This is a genomic window from Micromonospora sp. PRAS1 (genome assembly GCF_059553435.1).
Genome location: NZ_JCANNB010000020.1, coordinates 92,296 through 113,520, shown reverse-complemented (window position 1 = coordinate 113,520; position 21,225 = coordinate 92,296). Strand labels below are relative to the sequence as shown.

Annotated in this window: 22 protein-coding genes and 1 pseudogene; 13 read left to right on the top strand and 10 right to left on the bottom strand. The window is 72.5% G+C overall.

Annotation, left to right across the window (positions count from 1 at the left end; translation table 11 throughout):
* Positions 1-94: 94 nt before the first annotated feature.
* Positions 95-781, bottom strand: a complete 687-nt coding sequence (locus AC507J_RS19770) for an IclR family transcriptional regulator (protein ID WP_013284529.1) — start codon at positions 779-781, stop codon at positions 95-97.
* Positions 782-830: 49 nt separating this feature from the next.
* Between AC507J_RS19770 and leuC the strand changes: the two genes are divergently transcribed.
* The 4 genes from leuC to AC507J_RS19750 all read left to right on the top strand — a co-directional run bounded on the left by leuC (position 831) and on the right by AC507J_RS19750 (position 5,973).
* Positions 831-2,276: a 3-isopropylmalate dehydratase large subunit gene (gene leuC, locus AC507J_RS19765; protein WP_496290648.1), complete on the top strand. Its 1,446-nt coding sequence runs from the start codon at positions 831-833 to the stop codon at positions 2,274-2,276.
* Positions 2,277-2,291: 15 nt separating this feature from the next.
* Complete coding sequence (gene leuD / locus AC507J_RS19760; protein ID WP_496290647.1) at positions 2,292-2,879, top strand: 3-isopropylmalate dehydratase small subunit; 588 nt, start codon at positions 2,292-2,294, stop codon at positions 2,877-2,879.
* A gap of 172 nt (positions 2,880-3,051) precedes the next feature.
* Positions 3,052-3,705, top strand: coding sequence for an HU family DNA-binding protein (locus tag AC507J_RS19755; protein WP_496290646.1), 654 nt, complete (start codon positions 3,052-3,054; stop codon positions 3,703-3,705).
* A gap of 273 nt (positions 3,706-3,978) precedes the next feature.
* The gene (locus tag AC507J_RS19750; RefSeq protein WP_496290645.1) at positions 3,979-5,973 is read left to right on the top strand and encodes an endonuclease/exonuclease/phosphatase family protein; all 1,995 of its coding nucleotides are present in this window, start codon (positions 3,979-3,981) and stop codon (positions 5,971-5,973) included.
* Between the two features lie 31 nt (positions 5,974-6,004).
* Here the strand turns inward: AC507J_RS19750 and AC507J_RS19745 are convergent, their stop codons facing one another.
* The 4 genes from AC507J_RS19745 to cofC all read right to left on the bottom strand — a co-directional run bounded on the left by AC507J_RS19745 (position 6,005) and on the right by cofC (position 10,155).
* A complete protein-coding gene (locus AC507J_RS19745; protein WP_496290644.1) occupies positions 6,005-6,877 on the bottom strand; it encodes an NUDIX hydrolase in 873 nt (290 codons plus the stop codon).
* 9 nt (positions 6,878-6,886) lie between these two features.
* Entirely contained in the window at positions 6,887-9,199 is a 2,313-nt protein-coding gene (locus tag AC507J_RS19740; RefSeq protein ID WP_496290643.1) for an RNA degradosome polyphosphate kinase, read from the bottom strand.
* A gap of 54 nt (positions 9,200-9,253) precedes the next feature.
* Positions 9,254-9,451, bottom strand: a complete 198-nt coding sequence (locus AC507J_RS19735; RefSeq protein ID WP_341719502.1) for a cold-shock protein — start codon at positions 9,449-9,451, stop codon at positions 9,254-9,256.
* Positions 9,452-9,525: 74 nt separating this feature from the next.
* Complete coding sequence (gene cofC / locus AC507J_RS19730; protein ID WP_496290642.1) at positions 9,526-10,155, bottom strand: 2-phospho-L-lactate guanylyltransferase; 630 nt, start codon at positions 10,153-10,155, stop codon at positions 9,526-9,528.
* A 124-nt stretch (positions 10,156-10,279) separates the two neighbouring features.
* Between cofC and AC507J_RS19725 the strand changes: the two genes are divergently transcribed.
* The 5 genes and pseudogenes from AC507J_RS19725 (at position 10,280) to AC507J_RS19705 (ending at position 15,016) form a co-directional block, all read left to right on the top strand.
* Positions 10,280-11,017, top strand: a complete 738-nt coding sequence (locus tag AC507J_RS19725) for a lysophospholipid acyltransferase family protein (RefSeq protein ID WP_496290641.1) — start codon at positions 10,280-10,282, stop codon at positions 11,015-11,017.
* Positions 11,014-12,012, top strand: coding sequence for an NAD(P)H-dependent glycerol-3-phosphate dehydrogenase (locus AC507J_RS19720; RefSeq protein ID WP_496290640.1), 999 nt, complete (start codon positions 11,014-11,016; stop codon positions 12,010-12,012). Before AC507J_RS19725 ends, AC507J_RS19720 begins: the two co-directional genes overlap by 4 nt.
* A gap of 3 nt (positions 12,013-12,015) precedes the next feature.
* Positions 12,016-13,128, top strand: a complete 1,113-nt coding sequence (locus tag AC507J_RS19715; protein WP_496290639.1) for a cystathionine gamma-lyase — start codon at positions 12,016-12,018, stop codon at positions 13,126-13,128.
* Positions 13,128-13,946, top strand: a complete 819-nt coding sequence (locus AC507J_RS19710; RefSeq protein WP_496290638.1) for a putative protein N(5)-glutamine methyltransferase — start codon at positions 13,128-13,130, stop codon at positions 13,944-13,946. Before AC507J_RS19715 ends, AC507J_RS19710 begins: the two co-directional genes overlap by 1 nt.
* Positions 13,947-13,985: 39 nt before the next feature.
* Positions 13,986-15,016: pseudogene (locus AC507J_RS19705) on the top strand (ROK family protein).
* 88 nt (positions 15,017-15,104) lie between these two features.
* Here the strand turns inward: AC507J_RS19705 and AC507J_RS19700 are convergent.
* Positions 15,105-15,305 carry a DUF397 domain-containing protein gene (locus AC507J_RS19700; protein WP_496290637.1) on the bottom strand — a complete coding sequence of 67 codons (201 nt, stop codon included), beginning with the start codon at positions 15,303-15,305 and terminating at the stop codon, positions 15,105-15,107.
* A 5-nt stretch (positions 15,306-15,310) separates the two neighbouring features.
* On the bottom strand, positions 15,311-16,156 hold the full coding sequence (locus AC507J_RS19695; protein WP_496290636.1) for a helix-turn-helix domain-containing protein: 846 nt from the start codon (positions 16,154-16,156) through the stop codon (positions 15,311-15,313).
* A 261-nt stretch (positions 16,157-16,417) separates the two neighbouring features.
* Here AC507J_RS19695 and AC507J_RS19690 point away from each other — a divergent pair, with 261 nt between their 5' ends.
* Both AC507J_RS19690 and AC507J_RS19685 read left to right on the top strand, forming a co-directional pair.
* Entirely contained in the window at positions 16,418-16,654 is a 237-nt protein-coding gene (locus tag AC507J_RS19690) for a hypothetical protein (protein WP_496290635.1), read from the top strand.
* Between the two features lie 173 nt (positions 16,655-16,827).
* A complete protein-coding gene (locus AC507J_RS19685; protein WP_496290634.1) occupies positions 16,828-17,931 on the top strand; it encodes a D-alanine--D-alanine ligase family protein in 1,104 nt (367 codons plus the stop codon).
* A 157-nt stretch (positions 17,932-18,088) separates the two neighbouring features.
* Here the strand turns inward: AC507J_RS19685 and AC507J_RS19680 are convergent, their stop codons facing one another.
* Together AC507J_RS19680 and AC507J_RS19675 are read right to left on the bottom strand one after the other, a co-directional pair.
* The gene (locus AC507J_RS19680) at positions 18,089-18,706 is read right to left on the bottom strand and encodes a DUF3515 family protein (protein ID WP_496290633.1); all 618 of its coding nucleotides are present in this window, start codon (positions 18,704-18,706) and stop codon (positions 18,089-18,091) included.
* On the bottom strand, positions 18,707-18,940 hold the full coding sequence (locus AC507J_RS19675; protein ID WP_013284547.1) for an Lrp/AsnC ligand binding domain-containing protein: 234 nt from the start codon (positions 18,938-18,940) through the stop codon (positions 18,707-18,709).
* Between the two features lie 177 nt (positions 18,941-19,117).
* Between AC507J_RS19675 and AC507J_RS19670 the strand changes: the two genes are divergently transcribed.
* Positions 19,118-20,056: a thiamine-phosphate kinase gene (locus tag AC507J_RS19670; RefSeq protein WP_496290632.1), complete on the top strand. Its 939-nt coding sequence runs from the start codon at positions 19,118-19,120 to the stop codon at positions 20,054-20,056.
* Between the two features lie 64 nt (positions 20,057-20,120).
* A complete protein-coding gene (locus AC507J_RS19665; RefSeq protein ID WP_496290631.1) occupies positions 20,121-20,588 on the top strand; it encodes a GNAT family N-acetyltransferase in 468 nt (155 codons plus the stop codon).
* A gap of 275 nt (positions 20,589-20,863) precedes the next feature.
* Here the strand turns inward: AC507J_RS19665 and rpmB are convergent, their stop codons facing one another.
* Complete coding sequence (rpmB, locus tag AC507J_RS19660; RefSeq protein ID WP_093401721.1) at positions 20,864-21,055, bottom strand: 50S ribosomal protein L28; 192 nt, start codon at positions 21,053-21,055, stop codon at positions 20,864-20,866.
* Positions 21,056-21,225: the final 170 nt, after the last annotated feature.

The following is a 21,225-nucleotide window of genomic DNA, read 5'->3' as shown; positions in this document are numbered from 1 at the left end:
CCAGCGTGGGTGGCAACAACTTCATGATCAACGGGGAGGGGGCGGGGCGGGGGCGCGGGGGCGCGGGGCGCGGGGCGGGGTGGGGGGTGGGGGGTTAGAGGCCGGAGAGGCGTTGGCCGGCTCTGACGACGGCCATGGCGTGGCGTTCGCCGGGACGGCGGCCGAGGCGTTCGATCGGGCCGGAGATGCTGATCGCGGCGATCACCCGGCCGGTGCGGTCGCGGATCGGGGCGGAGACGCTCGCCACACCCGCCTCGCGTTCGGCGACGCTCTGCGCCCAGCCCCGGCGGCGTACCTCGGCCAGGGTGCGGCCGGTGAACTTCGACCGGGGGAGCAGCGGCATCACCGCCTCGGGCGGCTCCCAGGCGAGCAGGATCTGGGCCGCCGATCCGGCGGTCATCGGCAGTACCGAGCCCACCGGAACGGTGTCGCGCAGGCCGCTGGCGCGTTCGGCGGCGGCCACGCAGATCCGTTCGTCCGCCCGGCGCAGGTAGAGCTGGGCGCTTTCACCGGTGGCGTCGCGCAACGCGGCCAGCAGCGGCTCGGCCGCTGTCAGCAGCACGTCCGGCGCCGCGTTGGCCAGCTCGCCCAGGCGTGGACCGGGACGCCAACGGCCCTGGGTGTCCCGGACCAGCATCCGATGGATCTCCAGCGCCTGCGCCAGCCGGTGCGCCGTGGCCCGGGGCAGCTTGGTGCGTTCAACGAGTTCGGCCAGGCTGGCGCCGTCGACACAGGCGGCCAGGATGACCACCGCCTTGTCGAGAACGCCGACACCGCTCATACTGTGTCCCACAAGCCGAAATTTACCTCCCAGAATTTAGGATGTCCAGATGGTGGGAGTCACTCCTGAGAAGAGGACCCTGGCCGAGAAGGTCTGGGACGCGCACGTCGTCCGGTCAGCCGATGGTGAGCCGGATCTGCTCTTCATCGACCTGCACCTGCTGCACGAGGTGACCAGCCCGCAGGCGTTCGACGGGCTGCGACTGGCCGGCCGCCGGGTGCGCCGTACCGACCTCACGCTCGCGACCGAGGACCACAACACCCCGACCGGGTACGCCGATCCCTCGTTCCAGCAGCGCCGCGGCGACCTGCTCACCATCGCCGACCCCACCTCGCGTACGCAGATCGAGACGTTGCGCCGCAACTGCGCCGAGTTCGGCGTGAAGCTGCACCCGCTGGGCGACGAGAACCAGGGGATCGTGCACGTCATCGGCCCGCAGCTCGGGCTCACCCAGCCCGGCATGACGATCGTCTGTGGCGACTCGCACACCGCCACCCACGGCGCGTTCGGGGCGTTGGCGTTCGGCATCGGCACCAGTGAGGTCGAACACGTACTGGCCACCCAGACCCTGCCGCAGGCCCGGCCGAAGACGATGGCGGTCACCGTCAATGGGCAACTCGGCCCCGGCGTCACCGCGAAGGACCTGGTGCTCGCGCTGATCGCCAAGGTCGGCACCGGCGGCGGGCGCGGGCACATCGTGGAATACCGGGGTGAGGCGATCCGGGCGCTGTCCATGGAAGGCCGGATGACCATCGCCAACATGTCCATCGAGTGGGGCGCCAAGGCCGGCATGATCGCGCCGGACGAGACCACCTTCGCGTACCTGAAGGGGCGGCCGAACGCCCCGAGCGGCGCGGACTGGGACGCGGCCGTCGCGTACTGGCGGACGCTGCCCACCGACGAGGGGGCGACCTTCGACGCCGAGGTGATCCTCGACGCCGCCGAGATCACGCCCTTCGTCACCTGGGGCACCAACCCCGGTCAGGGCGCACCGCTGGGCGCGGCGGTGCCGGACCCGGAGACCTTCGGCACCGAGCCGGAGCGGGCGGCCGCCCGGCGCGCGCTGGAGTACATGGACCTGCGGCCGGGCATGCCGCTGCGGGACCTCGCCGTGGACGTGGTCTTCGTCGGCTCCTGCACCAACGGCCGGCTGGAGGACCTGCGGGCCGCCGCCGACGTGCTGCGCGGCCACCAGGTCGCCGACGGCGTACGCATGCTTGTGGTGCCGGGTTCGGCCGCGGTCCGCGAGGCGGCCGAGGCCGAGGGGCTGGACAAGGTCTTCACCGACGCCGGTGCCGAGTGGCGGTTCGCCGGCTGCTCCATGTGCCTGGGCATGAACCCGGACACGCTCTCCCCGGGGCAGCGTTCCGCCTCGACCTCCAACCGCAACTTCGAGGGCCGCCAGGGCCGGGGTGGGCGGACCCATCTGGTGAGCCCGCCGGTCGCCGCCGCCACCGCCGTTACCGGCCGGCTGGCCGCCCCCGCCGACCTGTAGAAGGGCTAGCGACAGATGGACAAGTTCACCGTGCACACCGGCACCGCCGTGCCGCTGCGTCGGTCCGACGTGGACACCGATCAGATCATCCCGGCCGTGTACCTCAAGCGGGTGACCCGTACCGGCTTCGCCGACGGATTGTTCAGCGCGTGGCGCGAGGACTCGGGATTCGTGCTCAACGATGAATCATATTCGGGTGCTTCGATTCTTGTGGCGGGTCCGGAGTTCGGCACCGGCTCGTCCCGGGAGCACGCCGTGTGGGCGTTGCGCGACTACGGGTTCCGGGTCGTGATCTCGCCTCGCTTTGGTGACATCTTCCGGGGCAACGCGCTCAAGGAAGGTCTCCTGCCGGTCGAGCTGGAATTGAATGCAGTCGAGCAGATCTGGGGTCTGGTCGAGTCGGAACCGACCACCCCGATCACCGTCGACCTGACCGCCCGACAGGTCCGCGCCGGCACCTCCGTCTGGTCGTTCCCGCTTGACGACTTCAGCCGTTGGCGGCTGATGGAGGGCTTGGACGACATTGGACTCACCCTCCGCCACGCCGATCGGATCGCCGACTTCGAGGCCACCCGGCCGACCTTCCTGCCCCGCGTCGCCTAGCCGTTCGCCCGGCCGCACAGCCGATTTCGCCCCCACCGGTGCCACCGGTGGGGGCGAATCCGTTACGACACAAGGGCTTTTTTCCGCAGAATGTTTGTGTCCCGGCAGCACAGGGCATACGGTGCGCGCAGAATGGCTCGCGTCGAGTCAGTTGCACAATCAGGAGGAAGTAGTGAACAAGGCCGAGCTCATCGAGGCGCTCGCCGTTCGCCTGGGGGACCGGAAGACGGCGACGGCGGCGCTCGACGCGGTCCTCGCTGAGGTCCAGGCGGCGGTCACCAAGGGCGAGAAGGTGGCGATCACCGGTTTCGGAGCGTTCGAGAAGCGCGTACGGGGCGCGCGAACAGCGCGCAACCCGCGTACGGGTGAGGCGGTGAAGGTCAAGAAGACCTCCGTGCCGACCTTCCGCCCGGGCGCCGGGTTCAAGGAGATGGTGGCCAGCGGCAAGGTGCCGAAGGCCACGGCGGCGGCGAAGAAGGCCGCCGCGGCCACCGCCAAGACCACCGGTGCCAAGGCGACCGGTGCGAAGGCGACCGGTGCCAAGGCCACTGGTGCCAAGGCGACCGCCGCGAAGAAGACGACCACGGCGAAGACCGCGGCAGCCAAGAAGACGACCGCGGCGAAGAAGACCACCGCGGCCAAGGCCACTACGGCCAAGGCCACCACGGCCAAGGCCACCACGGCCAAGAAGACAGCCACGAAGAAGGCCGCTCCGGCGAAGAAGACCGCTGCGGCGACCAAGGCCACCGCAGCCAAGAAGACCGCGACGGCGAAGAAGGCCCCGGCGAAGAAGGCCCCGGCCAGAAAGGCAGCGACCCGGCGCTGAGCCGGCCGTACGACGAGGGCGCCCGCCAGCACGGCGGGCGCCCTCACCATGTTCGCGGTAAGCGGATGCGCCCGTCCGTCGTCTGGACCGCGCGTCTGGACCGCGTACCGCGCGGTTCGGCCTGCCATCTCGCGTACCGCGCGGATCGGCCTGCCATCTCGCGTACCGCGCGGATCGGCCTGCCATCTCGCGTACCGCGCGGATCGGCCCGCCACCTCCCGTTGACCGCCGAGGGATCGGGCGCCCAGAATCGCCGCACGATCCCTCGGCGAAATGAGCATCGTGCTGCGTCACCGTCACCTCGGTACCGCCGCCCTGGCACTGGGCCTCGTCGTCCTCGTGGACGTCCTCCGGGTCTTCCTGCCCTCGGTTATCACCATCTTCGGCCAGGCCGCCTCGACACCGGCCGAGCTGCTCGGCGCGTTCGCGCTCGGCTGGTTCGTGCTCGCGTTCGCCGCACCGGCGCTCGTCACACGAGTCGGAGCCGTACCCGTCGGACTGGCGTCGGCCGCGCTGCTGGGCGCCGCCCGGCTGGCCCTCACCGCCGCCCCCGGCGGCCGGGCGCAGCTCTGGCTGGCCAGCGCCGGCCTGCTCGCCGGGCTGGTGTGGCTGGCCGCCACCGCAGCCCGGGTGACACGCGCGGTACCCGGGCTGGTGCTCGGGCTGACCACCAGCGGGCTGGGCCACGCGCTGCTCGGCACGTACGACCTGGTCTGGTGGGGGCGGTGGGAGGCCTGGGCGGTAAGCGTCGGGCTGGTGGCGCTGCTGCTCGTCGCAGAGGCAGCCGGTGCCCGCCACCGGGCCGGTGCGGCGCCTGCGGCCGGTGCGCGCGGTCCTGACCCGGAAACCGAGCCGGCCGGGCGGACTCATCCGCCCGCCGGGACCGGCGGCCGGAGCTGGCTGCTCGCCGGGCCGGCGTTGCTCCTCGCCGGCATGGTCGCGCTCTCGCCGGCGGTCGCCAGCACCGCCTCGTCGTACTGGTACGGCTCCGCCGGTACCGCCACCCCGCCACTCTTCGCCCTGGCGCCGCTGGGCGTCGCGGCGGCGCTGTTCGTGTTCGGTGCGCTGATACCGCCCGGCCGCCGCTGGCGCCCGCTGCCGCCGGTGCTGTTGCTGGCGGGGGCCCTGCTGTTCGGGTACGGACCGCCCGCGCTGCTCACTCTCGCGATGGCGCTCACCGCGGCGGGGCTGGGTGGCTGCCTCGCGCTGACCGCCACCGGCACCGCCGTCGCGAACCCGAGACAACGGGCGTACGCGGCGGTCGGCGGGATGCTCGTCTTCGCCGTCGCGGCGGTGCTCTACTACGCCGCCTACGACATCGGTTACCCCAACGGCTGGGTGCCGGCCGTGGTGGCCGTCCTGGCCGGCCTCGTCGCGTTCGGTGGCGGGTTCCGGCTCGGCGGCCGGCCGTGGAGCGGGCCGATCGAGGCGTCGGTGCCGTCCCGGAACGCCCCGGCCGGCAATGCACGGCGAGCGGTAGGGGCGGCGGCACTCGCCGCCCTGGTGGCCCTCGCTGCCGCCTGGCTGCACGGGCCGTGGCTGGTGGCGAGCAACCGGGAAGGTCCGCCGGAACAGGTGCGGCTGGTGGCGTACAACATCCGGATGGGCTTCGGCATGGACGGGCGGTTCGACCTGACCGCCCTGGAACGCGCCATCGGCCGGGCCGACGTGGTGGTGCTCAGCGAGGTCGACCGGGGCTGGCTGCTCAACGGCGGCCACGACACCCTGCACCTGCTCGCCACCCGGCTGGAGATGCCATATGTCTTCGCACCGGCCGCCGGCTCGCTCTGGGGCGACGCGGTGCTCAGCCATTGGCCGGTGCAGCGGGTCCGGACCCGGCCGCTGCCGGCGGTGGGCGCACCCACCGGCGCGCAGGCCCTCGGCGTAACTGTCGACTTCAGCGACGGCGTACGACTGGCCGTGGTGAGCACCCATCTGCAACCCCCGCCCGGCGCGGACCCGGTGGTTCAGGCCCGCGCCGTTGCGGAATTCGCCACCGGGTACGCCGACGGCGCCCCGCTGGTGGTCGCCGGGGACTTCAACACCGAGCCGGGTGATCCGGCGTTCACCACGTTCACCGGCGCCGGTCTGCGCGACGCCCTCGCGGCGGCACGCCCACTGCCCACCAGCCCGGCCGACGACCCGAGCGGGCAGATCGACCACATCTTCGTCTCCCCGGACCTGGTCGCCACCGATCCCGTCGCGGTGCCGAGCACGGCCAGCGACCACCTGCCGGTCGCCGTCACCCTCACCCTGCCCACCGGCTGAGAGCGGCGGTCCCGCCGAGTTCCCGGGTCGCTCAGAGGCGGTCGGCGGCGAGCAGCCGGGCGCCGGAGAAGGCGAGCAGCCAGCCGCCGCCCTTGTCGGTGCGGAAGTCGCCGTCGCGGCCGGCGAGCCGCTCCAGGGCCGCCGGGATCACCTTGCCCTGACCGCACACCGCCACCGGTTCACCGGCCGCGGCAAGTGTGGCCATCAGTCCCGCAGCGGCCAGCGCGCACTCGTCGGGCTGCTGGCCGGCGAGAGGCTCGTCCAGGTCGCCGCAGATCTCGATCGGCAGGTCAAGCGCTGCGGCGGCCGGATCCAGGGTCTGCACGCACCGCCGGGGCGAGGCGGAGAGCAGGCGTACCGGGCGGATCAGCTCGATCAGCGGCGCCAGGGCGTACGCCTCGGACCAGCCGCGGGCGTCGAGCGGCCGTCCCGCGTCCGGACCGGACCAGGTCAGTCGCTTGCCTGCGTGCCCGTGCCGGACCAGCATCATCGTCGTGGTGACCGGCGGCAGCGCGGCGAACGCGGCCAGCACCTCGCTGTCGTGCGAATAGCTGACCAGGGCCATCGCGCCGGGGACGTCCAACCAGCGCAGCTCGTCGACCTCGGTGTCGGGCTGGAAGCCGCCGGTGCCCACCGCCCGCATGGACCAGTAGTCGACCGTCTTGATCCGGCCCTCGCTGCGGTACCGCACGCTGGGCAGCCGGACCTGCGGCACGACCCGGGCGTCGGCCTCCTCGGCGACCTCCCGCGCGGCGGCGAGCAGGGCGTGCTCACCCGGCTCCAGCTTGCCCTTCGGCAACGTCCAGTCCCCGTATCGGGGGCGGTGCACCAGGCACACCTGGACCCCGCCGTCCGGCATCGGCCGCCACACCACGCCGCCGGCCGCCCGGATCGCTTCGACCATCTGCTCAGCCTATGCCCGCGCCGCAGCGCCGGTCTTGCCGCCGACCCGACGCAGCAACAGATCCTGTAGATGGGTCAGGGGGACCTCCGGCGCGCCGCTGCGCCGGCTCCAGTTGCCGTCGGCGGCCAACTCGAACGCGTCGACGTCGGGGCTCAACGCCGCGCTGAGCACCTGGTCGAGTTCGGCGCGGGCCACCGGGTCGCTGACCTGGACCAGCGCCTCGATACGCCGATCCAGGTTGCGGTGCATCAGATCGGCCGAGCCGATCCAGAACTCGGCGTCGCCGTTGTTGCCGAACCGGAAGATCCGGGAGTGTTCCAGGAACCGGCCGAGTACCGAGCGGACCCGGATGTTCTCCGACAGCCCCGGTACGCCCGGCCGCAACGTGCACATCCCCCGGATGATCAGATCGACGTGTACGCCGGCCTGGGAGGCCCGGTACAGCGCGTCGGTGACCTCCTCGTCGACAAGCGCGTTCACCTTGAACTGCACGAGCCCCGGCTGGCCCAGCCGGACGTGGGAGATCTCGCGTTGGATCCGCTCGATCAGGCCGCTGCGGATGCCCTGCGGCGCCACCAGCAGCCGCCGGTACGCGGTCTGCCGGCTGTAGCCGGTGAGCACGTTGAACAGGTCGGTCAGGTCGGCGCCGATCTCCGGGTCGGCGGTGAGCAGGCCGAAGTCCTCGTAGAGCCGGGCGGTCTTCGGGTGGTAGTTGCCGGTGCCGATGTGGCAGTACCGCCGGATGTGGTTGCCCTCCTGGCGTACCACAAGGGCGGTCTTGCAATGGGTCTTGAGCCCGACCAGGCCGTAGACCACGTGGCAGCCCGCGCGTTCCAGGGTCCGGGCCCAGCCGATGTTGGCCACCTCGTCGAAGCGGGCCTTCAGCTCGACCAGCACCACCACCTGCTTGCCGGCGGCGGCGGCGTCGACAAGTGCGTCCACGATCGGTGAGTCACCGCTGGTGCGGTAGAGGGTCTGCTTGATGGCAAGCACGTTCGGGTCGGCGGCGGCCTGCTCGATGAAGCGTTGCACGCTTGTGGCGAACGAGTGGTACGGATGGTGCACCAGCACGTCGCCGTCGCGCAGGGTGGCGAAGACACTGCGCGGCACCTCGCCCTCGGTGAGACGCGGATGGGTGGCCGGCACGAACGGCGGATCCTTCAGGTCGAGCCGGTCGGCCGCGCCGTACAGCTGCCACAGCGCGGAGAGGTCGAGCAGGCCACGGACCCGCAGCACGTCCTGGGGGTTCATGTCCAGTTCGCGGATCAGCAGCTCCAGCATGTGGTCGGAGATGGACGCGGCCACCTCCAACCGGACCGGCGGGCCGAAGCGGCGCCGGGCCAGCTCCCGCTCCAGCGCCTGGAGCAGGTCCTCGTCGCGGTCCTCGTCGACCTCCACCTCGGCGTTGCGGGTGACCCGGAAGAGGTGGCACTCCACCACCTGCATGCCGGAGAAGAGCTGCCCGAGGTGCACCGCGATGAGGTCCTCCAGCGGAAGCATGCGGATCTCGGGCTGGTCCCGGTCGACCCGGACGAACCTGGGCACGTTGTTGGGCACCTTCACCCGCGCGAACAGCTCGGGGCCGCCGTCCGGGTCGCGGACCGAGACCGCCAGGTTGAGCGACCGGCCCGAGATGTACGGGAAGGGGTGGGCCGGATCGACCGCGAGCGGGGTGAGCACCGGAAAGATCTGGTCGCGGAAGTAGCTGCGCATCCGCTCCCGTTCGGCCTCGTCAAGGTCGGACCAGCGCAGCACCTGGATGCCCTCGGCGGCCAGCTTCGGCGCCACGTCGTCGACGAAGCAGTTGGCGTGCCGGGTCACCAGAATGGCGGCCTTCTCGGCGATCCGTTCGAGCTGGGTACGCAGCGGAAGCCCGTCACCGCCGCGTACCGGTAGGCCGGCGGAGAGCCGCCGCTTCAGCCCGGCGACCCGCACCATGTAGAACTCGTCGAGGTTGCTGGCGAAGATGGCCAGGAACTTGGCCCGTTCCAGCAGGGGCGTGCCCGGGTCCTCGGCCAGCGACAGCACCCGGGCGTTGAAGTCGAGCCAGGACAGCTCCCGGTTGAGGAACCGGTCGTCCGGCAGCGGTCGTCCGGCCGGCGGTTCGTCGCCCGAAGGTTCCGGCAGCCCCGGCTCGGTGATCGGGTCGAGCACCTCGTCGAGCCCGGCCGAGGCCCCCGCCGGATCGGTGCCGGCCACGTCGTCGGGGGTCGGCCGGGCGGTGCGGAATCGCCCGTCGGTCCCTCGCGGCCGGCCACCGTTGCCGCTGCCCGGGTCGTCGGTGCCGGCTGGCTGGTCGGGACGCTCGCGAGGGGTGCTCACCTGCTCATAATTGCCTGACCAGGGTTAATGCAGATTGAACTTGGGGTGGGTAGCTCAGGACATCGTCGGAAGCGTCACCCGGACGACGTCACCGTCGGCGTCGGTCTCGACCCGGACCCGCTGGCCGAGCCGGAGCAGCCGCAGCCCGGAGGCGTCGAAGGCCCGCGCGGGAAACGGCAACTCGGTGCCGTCGTCGAGCAGCAGCAGCCCGCTGCGCGTCGCCGCGTCGAAGGTCGCCACCGTGCCCTGCATGCCCAGCACCGTACACCGCCGCGCCGTGCCAGGGTCGGCATGGAGAGGGCGCAGGGCCGGTGCCGACGCGAGCCTCAACCGGTCAGGCAGCCGGCGGCCAGTGCGGCGGTGCGTGGCCCGAGGCCGATCCGGGCCGCCGCCAACAGGTCGTCGGCGGTGTCCACGTCGCGTCGCAGACTGGGCCAGTCGCCGGCGAGCGGACGAGCCCCGCTGGCCGCGTGCGCCGCGGCCGAGGCGGGCCCGAACCGGGGCTCCAGAGGCACACCGGGCGGCGCGGCCAACAGCACGGTGCCGGTCCCCGGTGCGTCGGCCACGAAGCGGCGTACGCCCGGCGGGCCGGCCTGCGTCGCGCGCAGTGCCGCCGTCAGCTCCACCGGGCGCAGCGCGGGCAGGTCGGCGGTAAGTCCGGTCACCCAGCCGGCGACGCCGGCCGCGCCGTGTCGGAACGCCGCGTTGAGCCCGCCGCCCGCGACGTCCGGCAGGACCCGGGCACCCACCCGGCGGGCCACGGCGGCCAGCCGGGGGTCGTCCGTCACCACCCGTAACTCGGCCACCTCGGCACAGGCCCGCACCGCGTCCAGCGTGTCGGCGGCCAGGGCCAGCGCCAGCTCCTCATGCGGTACGCCGGGCAGCCCGCCGCGCAGCCGGGTCTTTGCCGCGCTCAGGCGCTTGACCGGCACCACAACGGTCCATGGCTGACTCACAGCTGCCATCCTGCCAGCCCGGCACCGGTACCCTCACTGGCCGTACCAGGGGCGAGCAGGCATGATTTCGGCTGCGGGGTCACCGGTTCTCTTCCGGTGAGCGGGGCGGGCACGAGGAGGCAGGGTGGGTCGACGGAGGCTGAACTTCTGGCAGTGGTTCGCCGTGGTGCTGATCAAGCCGGTGTTGACCGTCTGGACACGGCGTACCTGGCGGGGCATGGAGCACCTGCGCCAGGACGGCCCCGTGATCGTCGTGGCGAACCACATCTCGCACGCCGACCCGCTGGTCTGCGCCCACTTCGTCTACGACGCCGGGCGGTGGCCGCAGTTCCTCGGCAAGGCGAGTGTGTTCAAGGTTCCGGTGGTCGGTTGGATCCTGCACCGGTGCCGGCAGATTCCCGTCGAACGCGGCTCGGTGGAGGCGGCAAGATCGCTAAACGCCCTGGTCAAGGCGGTCAACGAGGGTGGCGCAGTGATCATCTACCCGGAGGGCACCACCAGCCGCGAACCGGACCTGTGGCCGATGAAGGGCAAGACCGGTGCCGCCCGGCTGGCGCTGGCCACCGGTGCACCGGTGGTCCCGCTGACGATGTGGGGGCCGGAGCGCATCTTCGATCCGCGCCGAGCCCGGATCAACCCGCGGCCCCGTATTCCGGTGACCGTGGTGGCCGGGCCGCCGATCGACCTGAGTCGCTGGGCCGGTGCCACCCCGACCCGGCAGGTGCTCGAGGAGATGACCGACGTGATCATGCTGCGGCTGCGCGACATGCTGGCCGAGATCCGGGGCGGCACCCCGCCACCCCTGTGGCAGCGTGCCGGCCGAACCTCCGCCGAAGGCCAGCACCCGGGGGCGACGGCGTGAGTGGTCACGTCGCGGTGCTGGGGGCCGGCTCCTGGGGTACGGCGTTCGCGAAGATCCTGGCTGACGCCGGGCGGGACGTCACCATCTGGGCCCGGCGTCAGCCGATCGCCGACATGATCCGTGAGCACCGGCGCAACCCGGAGTACCTGCCCGGCGCGGTGCTGCCGGAGCGCGTGACGGGCACCGGCGATGCCGCGGAGGCGATCAAGGGCGCGGAGATGGTGGTGCTGGCGGTGCCGTCGCAGACGCTGCGGGGCAACCTCGCCGACTGGGTCGGGCACCTGCATCCCGACGCCACGCTGGTCTCCCTGATGAAGGGCATCGAACTCGGTACCACCAGGCGGATGAGCGAGGTGATCGTCGAGACCGCAGGGGTGGCGGCCGATCGCGTGGTGGTCGTCTCCGGCCCCAACCTGGCGCCGGAGATCGCCGCCGGGCAGCCGGCCGCCACCGTGGTCGCCTGCACCGACGCCGACCGGGCCACGCTTGTGCAGCGCGCCATCACCACGCCGTACTTCCGCCCGTACACAAATGACGACGTGATCGGCTGCGAGCTGGGCGGGGCGGTGAAGAACGTGATCGCCCTGGCGTACGGCATCGCCACCGCGATGGGCTTCGGCCACAACACCCGGGCGACGCTTGTCACCCGCGGGCTGGCCGAGACGGCCCGGCTGGGCGTGGCGCTCGGCGCGGATCCGCTCACCTTTGCCGGCCTGGCCGGCATGGGTGACCTGGTCGCCTCCTGCTCGTCGCCGTCGGCGCGCAACCGCACCTTCGGCGAGCACCTGGGCCGGGGTGCCACCCTGGAAGAGGCGCGGGTGGCCACCCGGCAGACCGCCGAGGGGGTGAAGAGCGCGCTGGCCATCCGGGACCTTGCTCGCGCGCACGGGGTGGAGATGCCCATCACCGAGCAGGTCGAGCTGGTCTGCCACGAGGGCGTCGACCCACGGGTGGCGGTGCAGGCCCTGATGAGCCGCACCACGAAGCCGGAGTGACAGGTGAGCACGTACCACGACGGCACCCGATGCGTACGGGCCGGTCTGCCCGAGCCCACGCCCGGCGCGCCGTTCCTGCCCGGGCCGGTCTTCGCCGCGCCGTACCATCTAGACCCCCGGCAGGGGCCGGCGGCGGCGCCGGACGGGTACGGGCGTCCGGACAATCCCACCCGCCGGCTGCTGGAGGCGGCGATCGGCGAGCTGGAGGCGGGCGACTGCCGGGTCTTCGCCAGCGGCCAGGCGGCCATCACCGGTCTGCTGCTGGCGGTGCTGCGCCCGGGTGACACGGTGCTGCTCCCGGCCGACGGCTACTTCCCGGTGCGGGCGTTCGCCGCCGAAACGCTGGCCGGCAACGGCGTACGGGTGCTGCTGGCCCCGACCGCCGGGCCGTACCCGTCCTTCGAGGGGGTACGCCTGGTGCTGGTGGAGACCCCCGCCAACCCGGGACTGGACGTGGTGGACCTGCCCGCGCTGGCCGAGCGGACCCGCGCCGCGGGCGCGCTGCTGGCGGTGGACAACACCACCGCCACGCCGCTCGGGCAGCGTCCGCTGGAACTGGGCGCGGACCTGGTGGCCGCCTCCGGCACCAAGGCGCTGACCGGCCATTCCGACCTGCTGCTCGGCTACCTTGCGACCCGGTCGGCGGAGTTGCTGGACCGGCTCACCGCCTGGCGTACCGCCACCGGGGCGGTGCCCGGCGCATTCGACGCCTGGCTGGCCCACCGCTCCCTGGCCACCCTGGACCTGCGCCTGGGGCGGCAGAGCGCCAACGCCGAGGCGCTCGCCCGGCTGCTCGCCGCCCGCGCCGACGTGGCCGGCCTGCGCTGGCCGGGCCTGCCCGACGACCCGGCCTACCCGGTGGCGTCGCGTCAGCTCCGGCGGGTGCCGGGGGTGCTCTGTTTCGACCTGGGCAGCGCGGCGCGGGTCGCCCGGTTCCTGGAGGCGTCCCGGCTGGTCGCCGCGGCGACCTCCTTCGGCGGGCTGCACACCACCGCCGACCGGCGGGCGCAGTGGGGCGACGACACCGCGCCGGGCTTCGTCCGGCTCTCCTGTGGGGTGGAGGACACCGTGGACCTGGTCGAGGACGTGACGGCCGCGCTGGACGCCACCGCCTGATGGGGCCCCTCTCCCCGGCACAGCGGGACGCCGTGACCGGCCGGTTGCGCGACGCCGGCTGCGTCTGGGCCGAGGACGAGGCCCGGCTGCTCGTCGAGGCCGCCACCGGTCCGGAGACGCTCGCGACCCTGGTGGACCGGCGGGTCGCCGGAGAGCCGCTGGAGTACCTGCTCGGTTGGGCGGAGTTCTGCGGCGAGCGGATCGCCGTCGACCCCGGGGTCTTCGTGCCGCGTACCCGTACCGCCCTGCTGGTCTCGGCGGCCGTGGCGGTGACCGGACCGGCGGCGACGGTGGTCGAGCTCTGCTGCGGCTCGGGGGCGCTCACCCGGGCGTTGGCCCGTCGGCTCGTCGCGCCCCGCCTGCTGGCCGCGGTGGACCTCGATCCGGCGGCGGTGGCCTGCGCGCGGCGCAACCTGGCCGAGCTTTCCGTGCCGGTCTTCGCCGGTGACCTCTTCGACCCGTTGCCGGCGGCCTGGCGCGGCGGCCTGGACCTGGTGGTGGCGAACGCCCCGTACGTACCGACGGCGGAGTTGACGCTGCTGCCGACGGAGGCCCGCACGTACGAGGCCCCGGTGGCACTGGACGGTGGGTCGGACGGGCTGGCGGTGTTGCGGCGGATCGCGGTTGCGGCATCGAGCTGGCTAGCCCCCGGCGGGCATCTCGTGCTGGAGATCGGCGCTGGCCAGGTCGACGAGCTACGGGCCGTGCTCACCGACGCCGGACTGGTCGCCACGGTGGTCCGGGACGAGGCGCTCGGTGCCACCGCGATGACGGCGCTGCGCCCGCCCGACGTGGCGGGCCGGCACGACGAGAACTAGCCTCACGTCAGGTCGCCGACGGCGAGAGGCGGATGTCGGGTGGATAGCGCAGCGGTGCCGGTGGTCGTCGGGATCGACAACGGCGGTACGAGCAACAACGCGACCGTCCTCACGCTCGACGGGCGGTTCCTGGTGGACCGGCTCGTGGAGACGCCCAGCGAGGTGCTGGCCGGTCCGGAGGCGGCGGTCGAGGCGATGGCCCGCGCCTTCGACGGCGTACTGGCCCTGACCGGGGTGCCCCGCGCGCAGGTTCGCGCGGTCGGACTGGACACGCCCGGCCCGGCCAGCGCCACCGGGGTGATCTCGTCGAAGGGTTCGACGAACTTCTCCCAGCCGGCCTGGCGCGGCTACGACATCCGGGGTGCCTTGGAGCACCGGCTCGGGCTGCAGGTGGTCTACCACAACGACGGCAACGCCGCCGCGCTCTACGCCCACCACGTCCACTTCGGTGCCGAGGCGATGCGACGGTCGTCGGTGGCCGCGATTGTCGGCACCGGGCTGGGCGGCGGCCTGGTCGAGGAGGGCCGGGTGATCGCCGGTGCGGCGGGCATGGCCGGCGAGTTGGGGCACGTGCACATCCCGCTGACGGAGGTGCTGGCGCCGCGGCAGCCGGTGCCGACCTGCGCCTGCGGCTTCGCCGGTGACGTGGAGAGCATCGCCTCGCTGACCGCGATCGAGCGCAACCGCTGGCCGGTGAGTCGCCCGCGCGGGCGGCGAAACTGGTCCGCGACTACGGCGAGCGCGGCGACGAACTGGGCCGGGAGATCTTCGCCCAGCAGGCCCGGGCGCTCGGCGCGCTGTTCACGATCGCGGCCAACTTCACCGATCCGCACGCGTACTTCGTAGGTGGTGGGGTGGTGGAGACGGCGCCGGAGTTCCGCGACTGGTTCCTGGCGACGGTGCGCCAGCACACCAGGCTCCGTGCCGAGCAGGCGGCCCTGGCCACCTTCGCGCTGGTGCCGGAGCGGGACATGGCCGGCGCGCGGGGGGTGGCCCTCGCCGCGCTGACGGCGGTGAAAGAGCTGACCGGCCGCGGTGACGAGCTGACCGGGCCGGCGGTGAAGAGTTGATCGGCCGGCGGTGACAAGCTGACCGGGCCGGCGGTGCCCTTACCGGCCCGGTCAGCGGCTCTGGGGTTGTGTCGGTGGTGCCGTGGGGTCAGGGGGTCGGCGGTGCCTGGGCGAAGGCGCTCCAGGCGGCGGGTGGGAAGTAGAGCTGGGGACCCCCCGGGTCCTTGGAGTCGCGCACGGCCACCGTGCCGGGTACGACCGCCACCTCCACGCAGGCTCCCTCGTCGCCACTGTGGCTGCTCTTGCGCCATCCGACCACGGCTGTCGCCGCACTGATCGTCGGTGTCATGCCAGTTACCGTCCCTTCAGGGTGTTTACGATTGCGTCGCGGCTGTCCGCTGGGCTGAGCGCGACGGTCCGCAGGTGTTCCATGATCTTGGTGCAGGTACGCAGGTCGCCGGGGCGATCGAGAACCATCTGACCGGCGACCGTCTCGACCGAGGCGATGATCGGGTCCTCCGGGTCGGCGAATTCGAGGATGTGCAGCGAACCCCGGGTGCCCCGGTGGTAGCCGGCGGCCAACGGGATCACCTGCACGGTGATGTTCGGCAGTTCACTCATTTTCAGCAGGTGGCGCAGCTGCCCCTGCATCGCCGAGTCGTCGCCGACCGGGCGCAGCAGGGCGGCCTCGTCGAGGATCGCGTCGAAGATCGGCGGATCCTCGCCGGCGAGCCGCTGCTGCCGGTCCAGCCGCAGGTGCACCCGATCCTCGACGTCGCTGTCGCTGAGGGTGTGCGGACCGCCCCGCATCACGCCGCGGATGTAGTCGGCGGTCTGCAACAGGCCGGGCACCACCGAGGGCTCGAAGTTGAAGATGCCGGTCGCCTCGGCTTCCAACGAGATGAAGTCGATGGTGCGCCGGTCGAGCAGGTACGAGTAGGAGACCCACCAGCCGGGCTTGCGGGCGTCCTTGGCCAGTGCGACGGCCGCCGCGACGTCGTCCGCGCTGGCCCCGTAGAGGGTGAGCAGCGCGCGTACGGTGGCCGGGCTGACCAGGGTCTGCGCGTTCTCGTAGCGGGACAGGGTGCTTCGGGTGCTGTTGATCTCGTCTGCCGCGGCCTCCAGGGTGAGGCCGGCGGCCTCCCGGTGGAGGCGCAGGGCGATGCCCAACCGGCGAGCACGTGCCGTCTTCGGTGCCATGCATTGATGGTCGCACGTATTTGGGACTCTGTACATGAGAAAACGTCGGTGAGAGTTGCATTCATGCCCGTAAGGATGTCAACCTGTTAGCGCGTCCTCACCGCCGGTTGTCGTGGCGACGGTGGTGGTGAGCGACCGGAGGGGATGGGGTGCGCGGCGGTCGGGTTTCCCCCCGTGCTCGGCCGCCGCGTGCCTCACGCCAGAAGTCGGGCGCCGGAAGGGAAACGACGTGCTTGGAGACTGTCGCCTCGGTGGCCCGCGATGACCCGCTTCCTGGTGGTGCTGACCGACGTCCGTCCCGACGAGGGGGGCGGTCGCAACGAGCGCACCTCTCCCGAGCGCCGCCGCCAGGTGGTCGGCGCGAGCAGCCGGGAGGCGGCCGAGCGGATCGCCGGCGCGTTCATGGCGCTGGGCATGGTGCGGGCCGGCCGACAGCGGGTCAAGGTGATCGCCATCGGCCGGCGGCACGCCTACGGCGAGCGGGAGGCGATGGGCTAGTCGGGCGGCGGGCGGCGAGCCGTTTCGGCCACTGTCCGGTTACGCTCCGTATGCGTATTGTGGGGTTAATGCGGGGATCCCCGTTGTCGCCGGGTATCGACTGCCCGTCTTCGCCACGCACAGTAAGGTCATCCGGGAGAGCGCCAGTAGTGCGTCCCGGAAAGGTGACCGCAGTGACCACCCCAGGCAAGACTCGTGTCGCGATCGTCTTCGGCGGCCGCAGCCCGGAGCACGGCATCTCCTGCGTCAGCGCCGGCAGCGTGCTCGGCGCGCTCGACCCGGACGAGTTCGACGTGGTGCCGGTGGGCATCACCCGGGCCGGTCAGTGGGTGCTGACCGACGGTGACCCGGGCCGGTTGACGATCGAGGCCCGTCGGTTGCCGGAGATCACCGCGGCATCGGGTACCGACATCGTGCTGCGGGCCGACCCGACCGGCGGTGGCCTGCTGGTGCTCGACCCGACCGAGGGCCCTCGGGCGCTGGCCGATGTCGACGTGGTGTTCCCCGTGCTGCACGGCGCCTACGGCGAGGACGGCACCATCCAGGGCATGCTGGAGATGGCGGGCATCCCGTACGTGGGGGCGAAGGTGTTCGCCTCGGCCGCCGCGATGGACAAGGAGTTCACCAAGAAGCTTTGCGCCGCCGAGGGCATTCCGGTCGGCCCGTACGCGGTGCTGCGCAGCGGGATGACGCTGAGCGAGGCGGACAAGCAGCGGCTCGGCCTGCCGGTCTTCGTCAAGCCGTCCCGGGCCGGTTCGTCCTTCGGCATCACCAAGGTCGACGACTGGGCCGACCTGGACGCGGCGATCGCCACCGCGCGGGAGATCGACAGCAAGGTGCTGGTCGAGGGGGCGATCGTCGGCCGGGAGATCGAGTGCGGCGTGCTGGAGGGTGAGGCCGGCGGGATGCCGGAGGCATCCGTGCTCGCCGAGGTGCGGGTGGTCGGCGACTACGACTTCTACGACTTCGAGGCCAAGTACGTCGACGCGGAGTCGGCCTGCGAGTACGACATCCCGGCCGAGCTGCCGGAGCAGGTCACCCGGCAGGTACGCGAGTACGCGATCCGCGCCTTCACCGCGCTGGACTGCGCCGGGCTGGCCCGGGCCGACTTCTTCGTCACCCCAGGGATGGACGTCTACCTCAACGAGATCAACACGATGCCCGGCTTCACGCCGACGTCGATGTTCCCCCGGATGTGGGCGGCGTCCGGCCTGGAGTACCCGAAGCTGGTCGACCGGCTGATCCGTACCGCGTTGGCCCGGGGCACCGGCCACTGACCGGCGGCCGATGTCGGGCCACTGACCAGGGGCTGCCGCGCGGGCACTGGTTGCCGGGCCGGCACCGGCTGCTGCGCGGGCACCGGCTGCCGGGCCGGCACTGGTTGCCGCGCCGGCACCGGCTGCTGCGCCGGCGCGCCCTGCCCCGGCCAGCCGGTCAGGAGGTGCAGCCGGAAGGGGCCGGGCCCGCCGAGCGGATCGAGGCGACGATGGTGTTGGAGATCGGGGCCACCCATTGCAGCCCCTCGCCGTAGAAGTGCGGCACCCGGACGGTCACCGCGGTCTCCCGGTCGACAGTGGTCAGCTCCGTGACGTCGGCCCGCTCGATCGCGTGCCAGCAGACCGAGTTGACAAGCGTCAGGTGGTCGGTGGGCTGCACCTCGGGCTCGGCGCCGCCGCAGGCCACCGTCACCGCCGGATCGCCGTACGCGGCGTTCTGCTCGGGCCCGGCGGTCACCGGTCGCTGCGCCAGGTTGCGGATCGAGGCGGGCAACTGGGACAGCAGGGCGCGGCAGACGACGGCCGGGCGCTCGGCCAGCGCCGGGGCGGCCATCTCCACCGGCGCGGTGGAGCGCGGCTGGACCGTGGTCGGCGAGGGCTCCGGTGCGGCGGCCGGGGTGTCCGGTGCGAGATTGGCGAAGGCCAGCGCGCCCACCAGCAGGGTCACCGGCAGGGCCACCGCAGTGGCGATCAGCGCCGCGCGGCGGTTCGTCCGATCGGGTGCCTTCGCCGGGCTTTCGGCCTCGACGACCGGGGACTCGGAGATCTTCTCCACTTACAGTCGCACCACCGAACACGTCAGGGTGCGGGTGATGCCGGGCACCATCTGCACCTTGCTGACGATGAGTTTGCCGAGCTCATCGACGGTGTTCGCCTCGGTGAGCACTACCACGTCGTACGGCCCGGTCACCGCGTCGACCCGGACCACCCCGGCGAGGTCCGCGATGAGACCGGCCACGTCACGTGCCCGGCCGACCTCTGTCTGGATGAGGATGTACGCCTGTACCACGACTCGACCTCCCTCCGTCGCCGCCTGCCAGGCGGCCCGAAGGGAGAAAGTACCTTACGGACCAGGTCTGATCCCTATCGGTGGTCAAGGAGAAGCGGTGAGCGAGCGCGGCGAGCGAACCATAGGACTCAGCGGAGGGGCTCCTCGCCCCGCTGCCCGGCGGAGCGGAGCGGCGGCGTGAGTGTCGCGGAGGTCGGGGAGTTCGGCCTGATCGACCGGGTGACCGCCCGGCTCTCGTACGGAGACACGGTGCTGCTCGGCCCCGGTGACGACGCGGCCGTGGTCGCCGCGCCGGACGCCCGGGTGGTCGCCTCGACCGATGTGCTGGTCGAGGGGCGGCACTTCCGCCGGGACTGGTCCGGGGCGTACGACATCGGGCGCCGGGCGGCGGCGGCGAACCTCGCCGACGTGGTGGCGATGGGCGCCGAGCCGACCGCCCTGCTGGTGGCGCTCTGCGTACCGTCCGGTACGCCCACCGAATGGGTCGAGGAACTCGCCGACGGGCTCGGTGCCGAGGCGGCCGGGGTGGGTGCCAGCGTGGTCGGCGGGGACATGTCCGCCAGCCCCACCCTGACCATCGCGGTCACCGCCCTCGGTGACCTGGCCGGCCGGACGCCGGTCACCCGGGCCGGTGCCTGCCCCGGCGACCTGGTCGCCCTGGCCGGTCGAACCGGATACGCGGCGGCCGGCTTCACCGTGCTCTCCCGCGGGTTCCGTACGCCCCGGCTGCTGGTCGAGGCGTACCGCCGACCGGAGGTGCCCTATCCGGCGGGACCGCAGGCCGCCCGGCTCGGCGCCACCGCCATGATCGACATCTCCGACGGGCTGCTCGCCGACCTCGGGCACGTGGCGAAGGCCAGCGGCGTGGCCATCGACCTCACCCGGGACGCTTTCACGGTGCCGACGCAGATCCGCGACGCCGCCCAGGCGCTCGGCATCGACCCGTACGCCTGGCTGCTGGCCGGTGGCGACGACCATGCGCTGGCCGCGACCTTCCCGCCGACGACGGTGCTGCCCGATGGTTGGCGGGTCATCGGCCGGGTCACCGAGGGTTCCGGTGTGACGGTGGACGCAGCCGAGTTCGACGGGCCGGCCGGCTGGGACCACTTCCGCTGAATCGCGGATCACCTCGCTCCGGCCACCTCGCGGCACCCCACCAACCCGGTCGTACCCTGCACGAATGCCACAGATCGAGATCCAGGCAGAGCCCTTCGACTCGCCGGTGGCGCAGCGGTTGATCACCGCTGCGCTGGCCGACCTCGGGGCCCGGTACGGCGGCAGCGGCGACGAGACCCCGGTCGCCGCTGCCGAGTTCGTGCCACCGGCCGGGGTGTTCCTGGTTGCGCGGCTCGACGGGCAGCCGGTCGGCTGCGGTGGCTGGCGCAGCCACGGTGCCGACGGCGACACCGCCGAGCTGAAGCGGATGTACACCGCGCCGCAGGCCCGGGGGCGCGGCGTGGCCCGGACCGTGCTGGCCGCCATCGAACACTCGGCCCGCGAGCACGGCCGCAAGCGGATCATCCTGGAGTGCGGCGACCGGCAGCCCGAGGCGATCGCGATGTACACCGCAGCCGGCTACCAGCGGGTGCCCAACTTCGGCTTCTACGCCGACGCCCCCGGCTGCCTCTCCTACGCCCGCCCGCTGTGAAAGGAAGGGCCCCTTATTAACGCCTGGTGTATAGAAAGGGCCCCTTATTAACACCTGCCGGCGGTGCGCCGACGTGCGGCAGGCAGCGACGGGCGGGCGGCATCTCACGGTGCGCCGGCTGGGCGTACGGCGTGCGCCGGCTGGGCGTACGGCGTGCGCCGGCTGGGCGTACGGCGTGCGGCGGTGTGCCAGCTCGGCGGGCGGCGGACACGAAACAATGCCGGCGGGCCGCTGGCCCACCGGCATCGATGTCGTGGCGTGTCGGGGTTACCGCGTCAGGCGCGGGCGACCTTGCCCGCCTTGATGCAGGACGTGCAGACCTTCAGCTTCTTGGTCGTGCCGCCACCGGCCGGGGTACGCACCGACTGGATGTTCGGGTTCCAGCGGCGGTTGGTCCGCCGGTGCGAGTGGGACACGTTGTGGCCGAAGCCCGGTCCCTTGCCACAGACGTCGCACACGCTAGCCACGGGATACTCCTGGGATTGTAACGTTCATGAGGTCGCCGCCAGGCGCTGCCCGGGCAACCTGGCCAGGGTACCCGATGTCCCAGCCAGCCGCCCAACCGGGCCCGATCTCGCCGCATCGGCTGGCGGGCCCAGCACCCCAGCCAACCTCCAGGCCGCAGCTGACAGAGTGT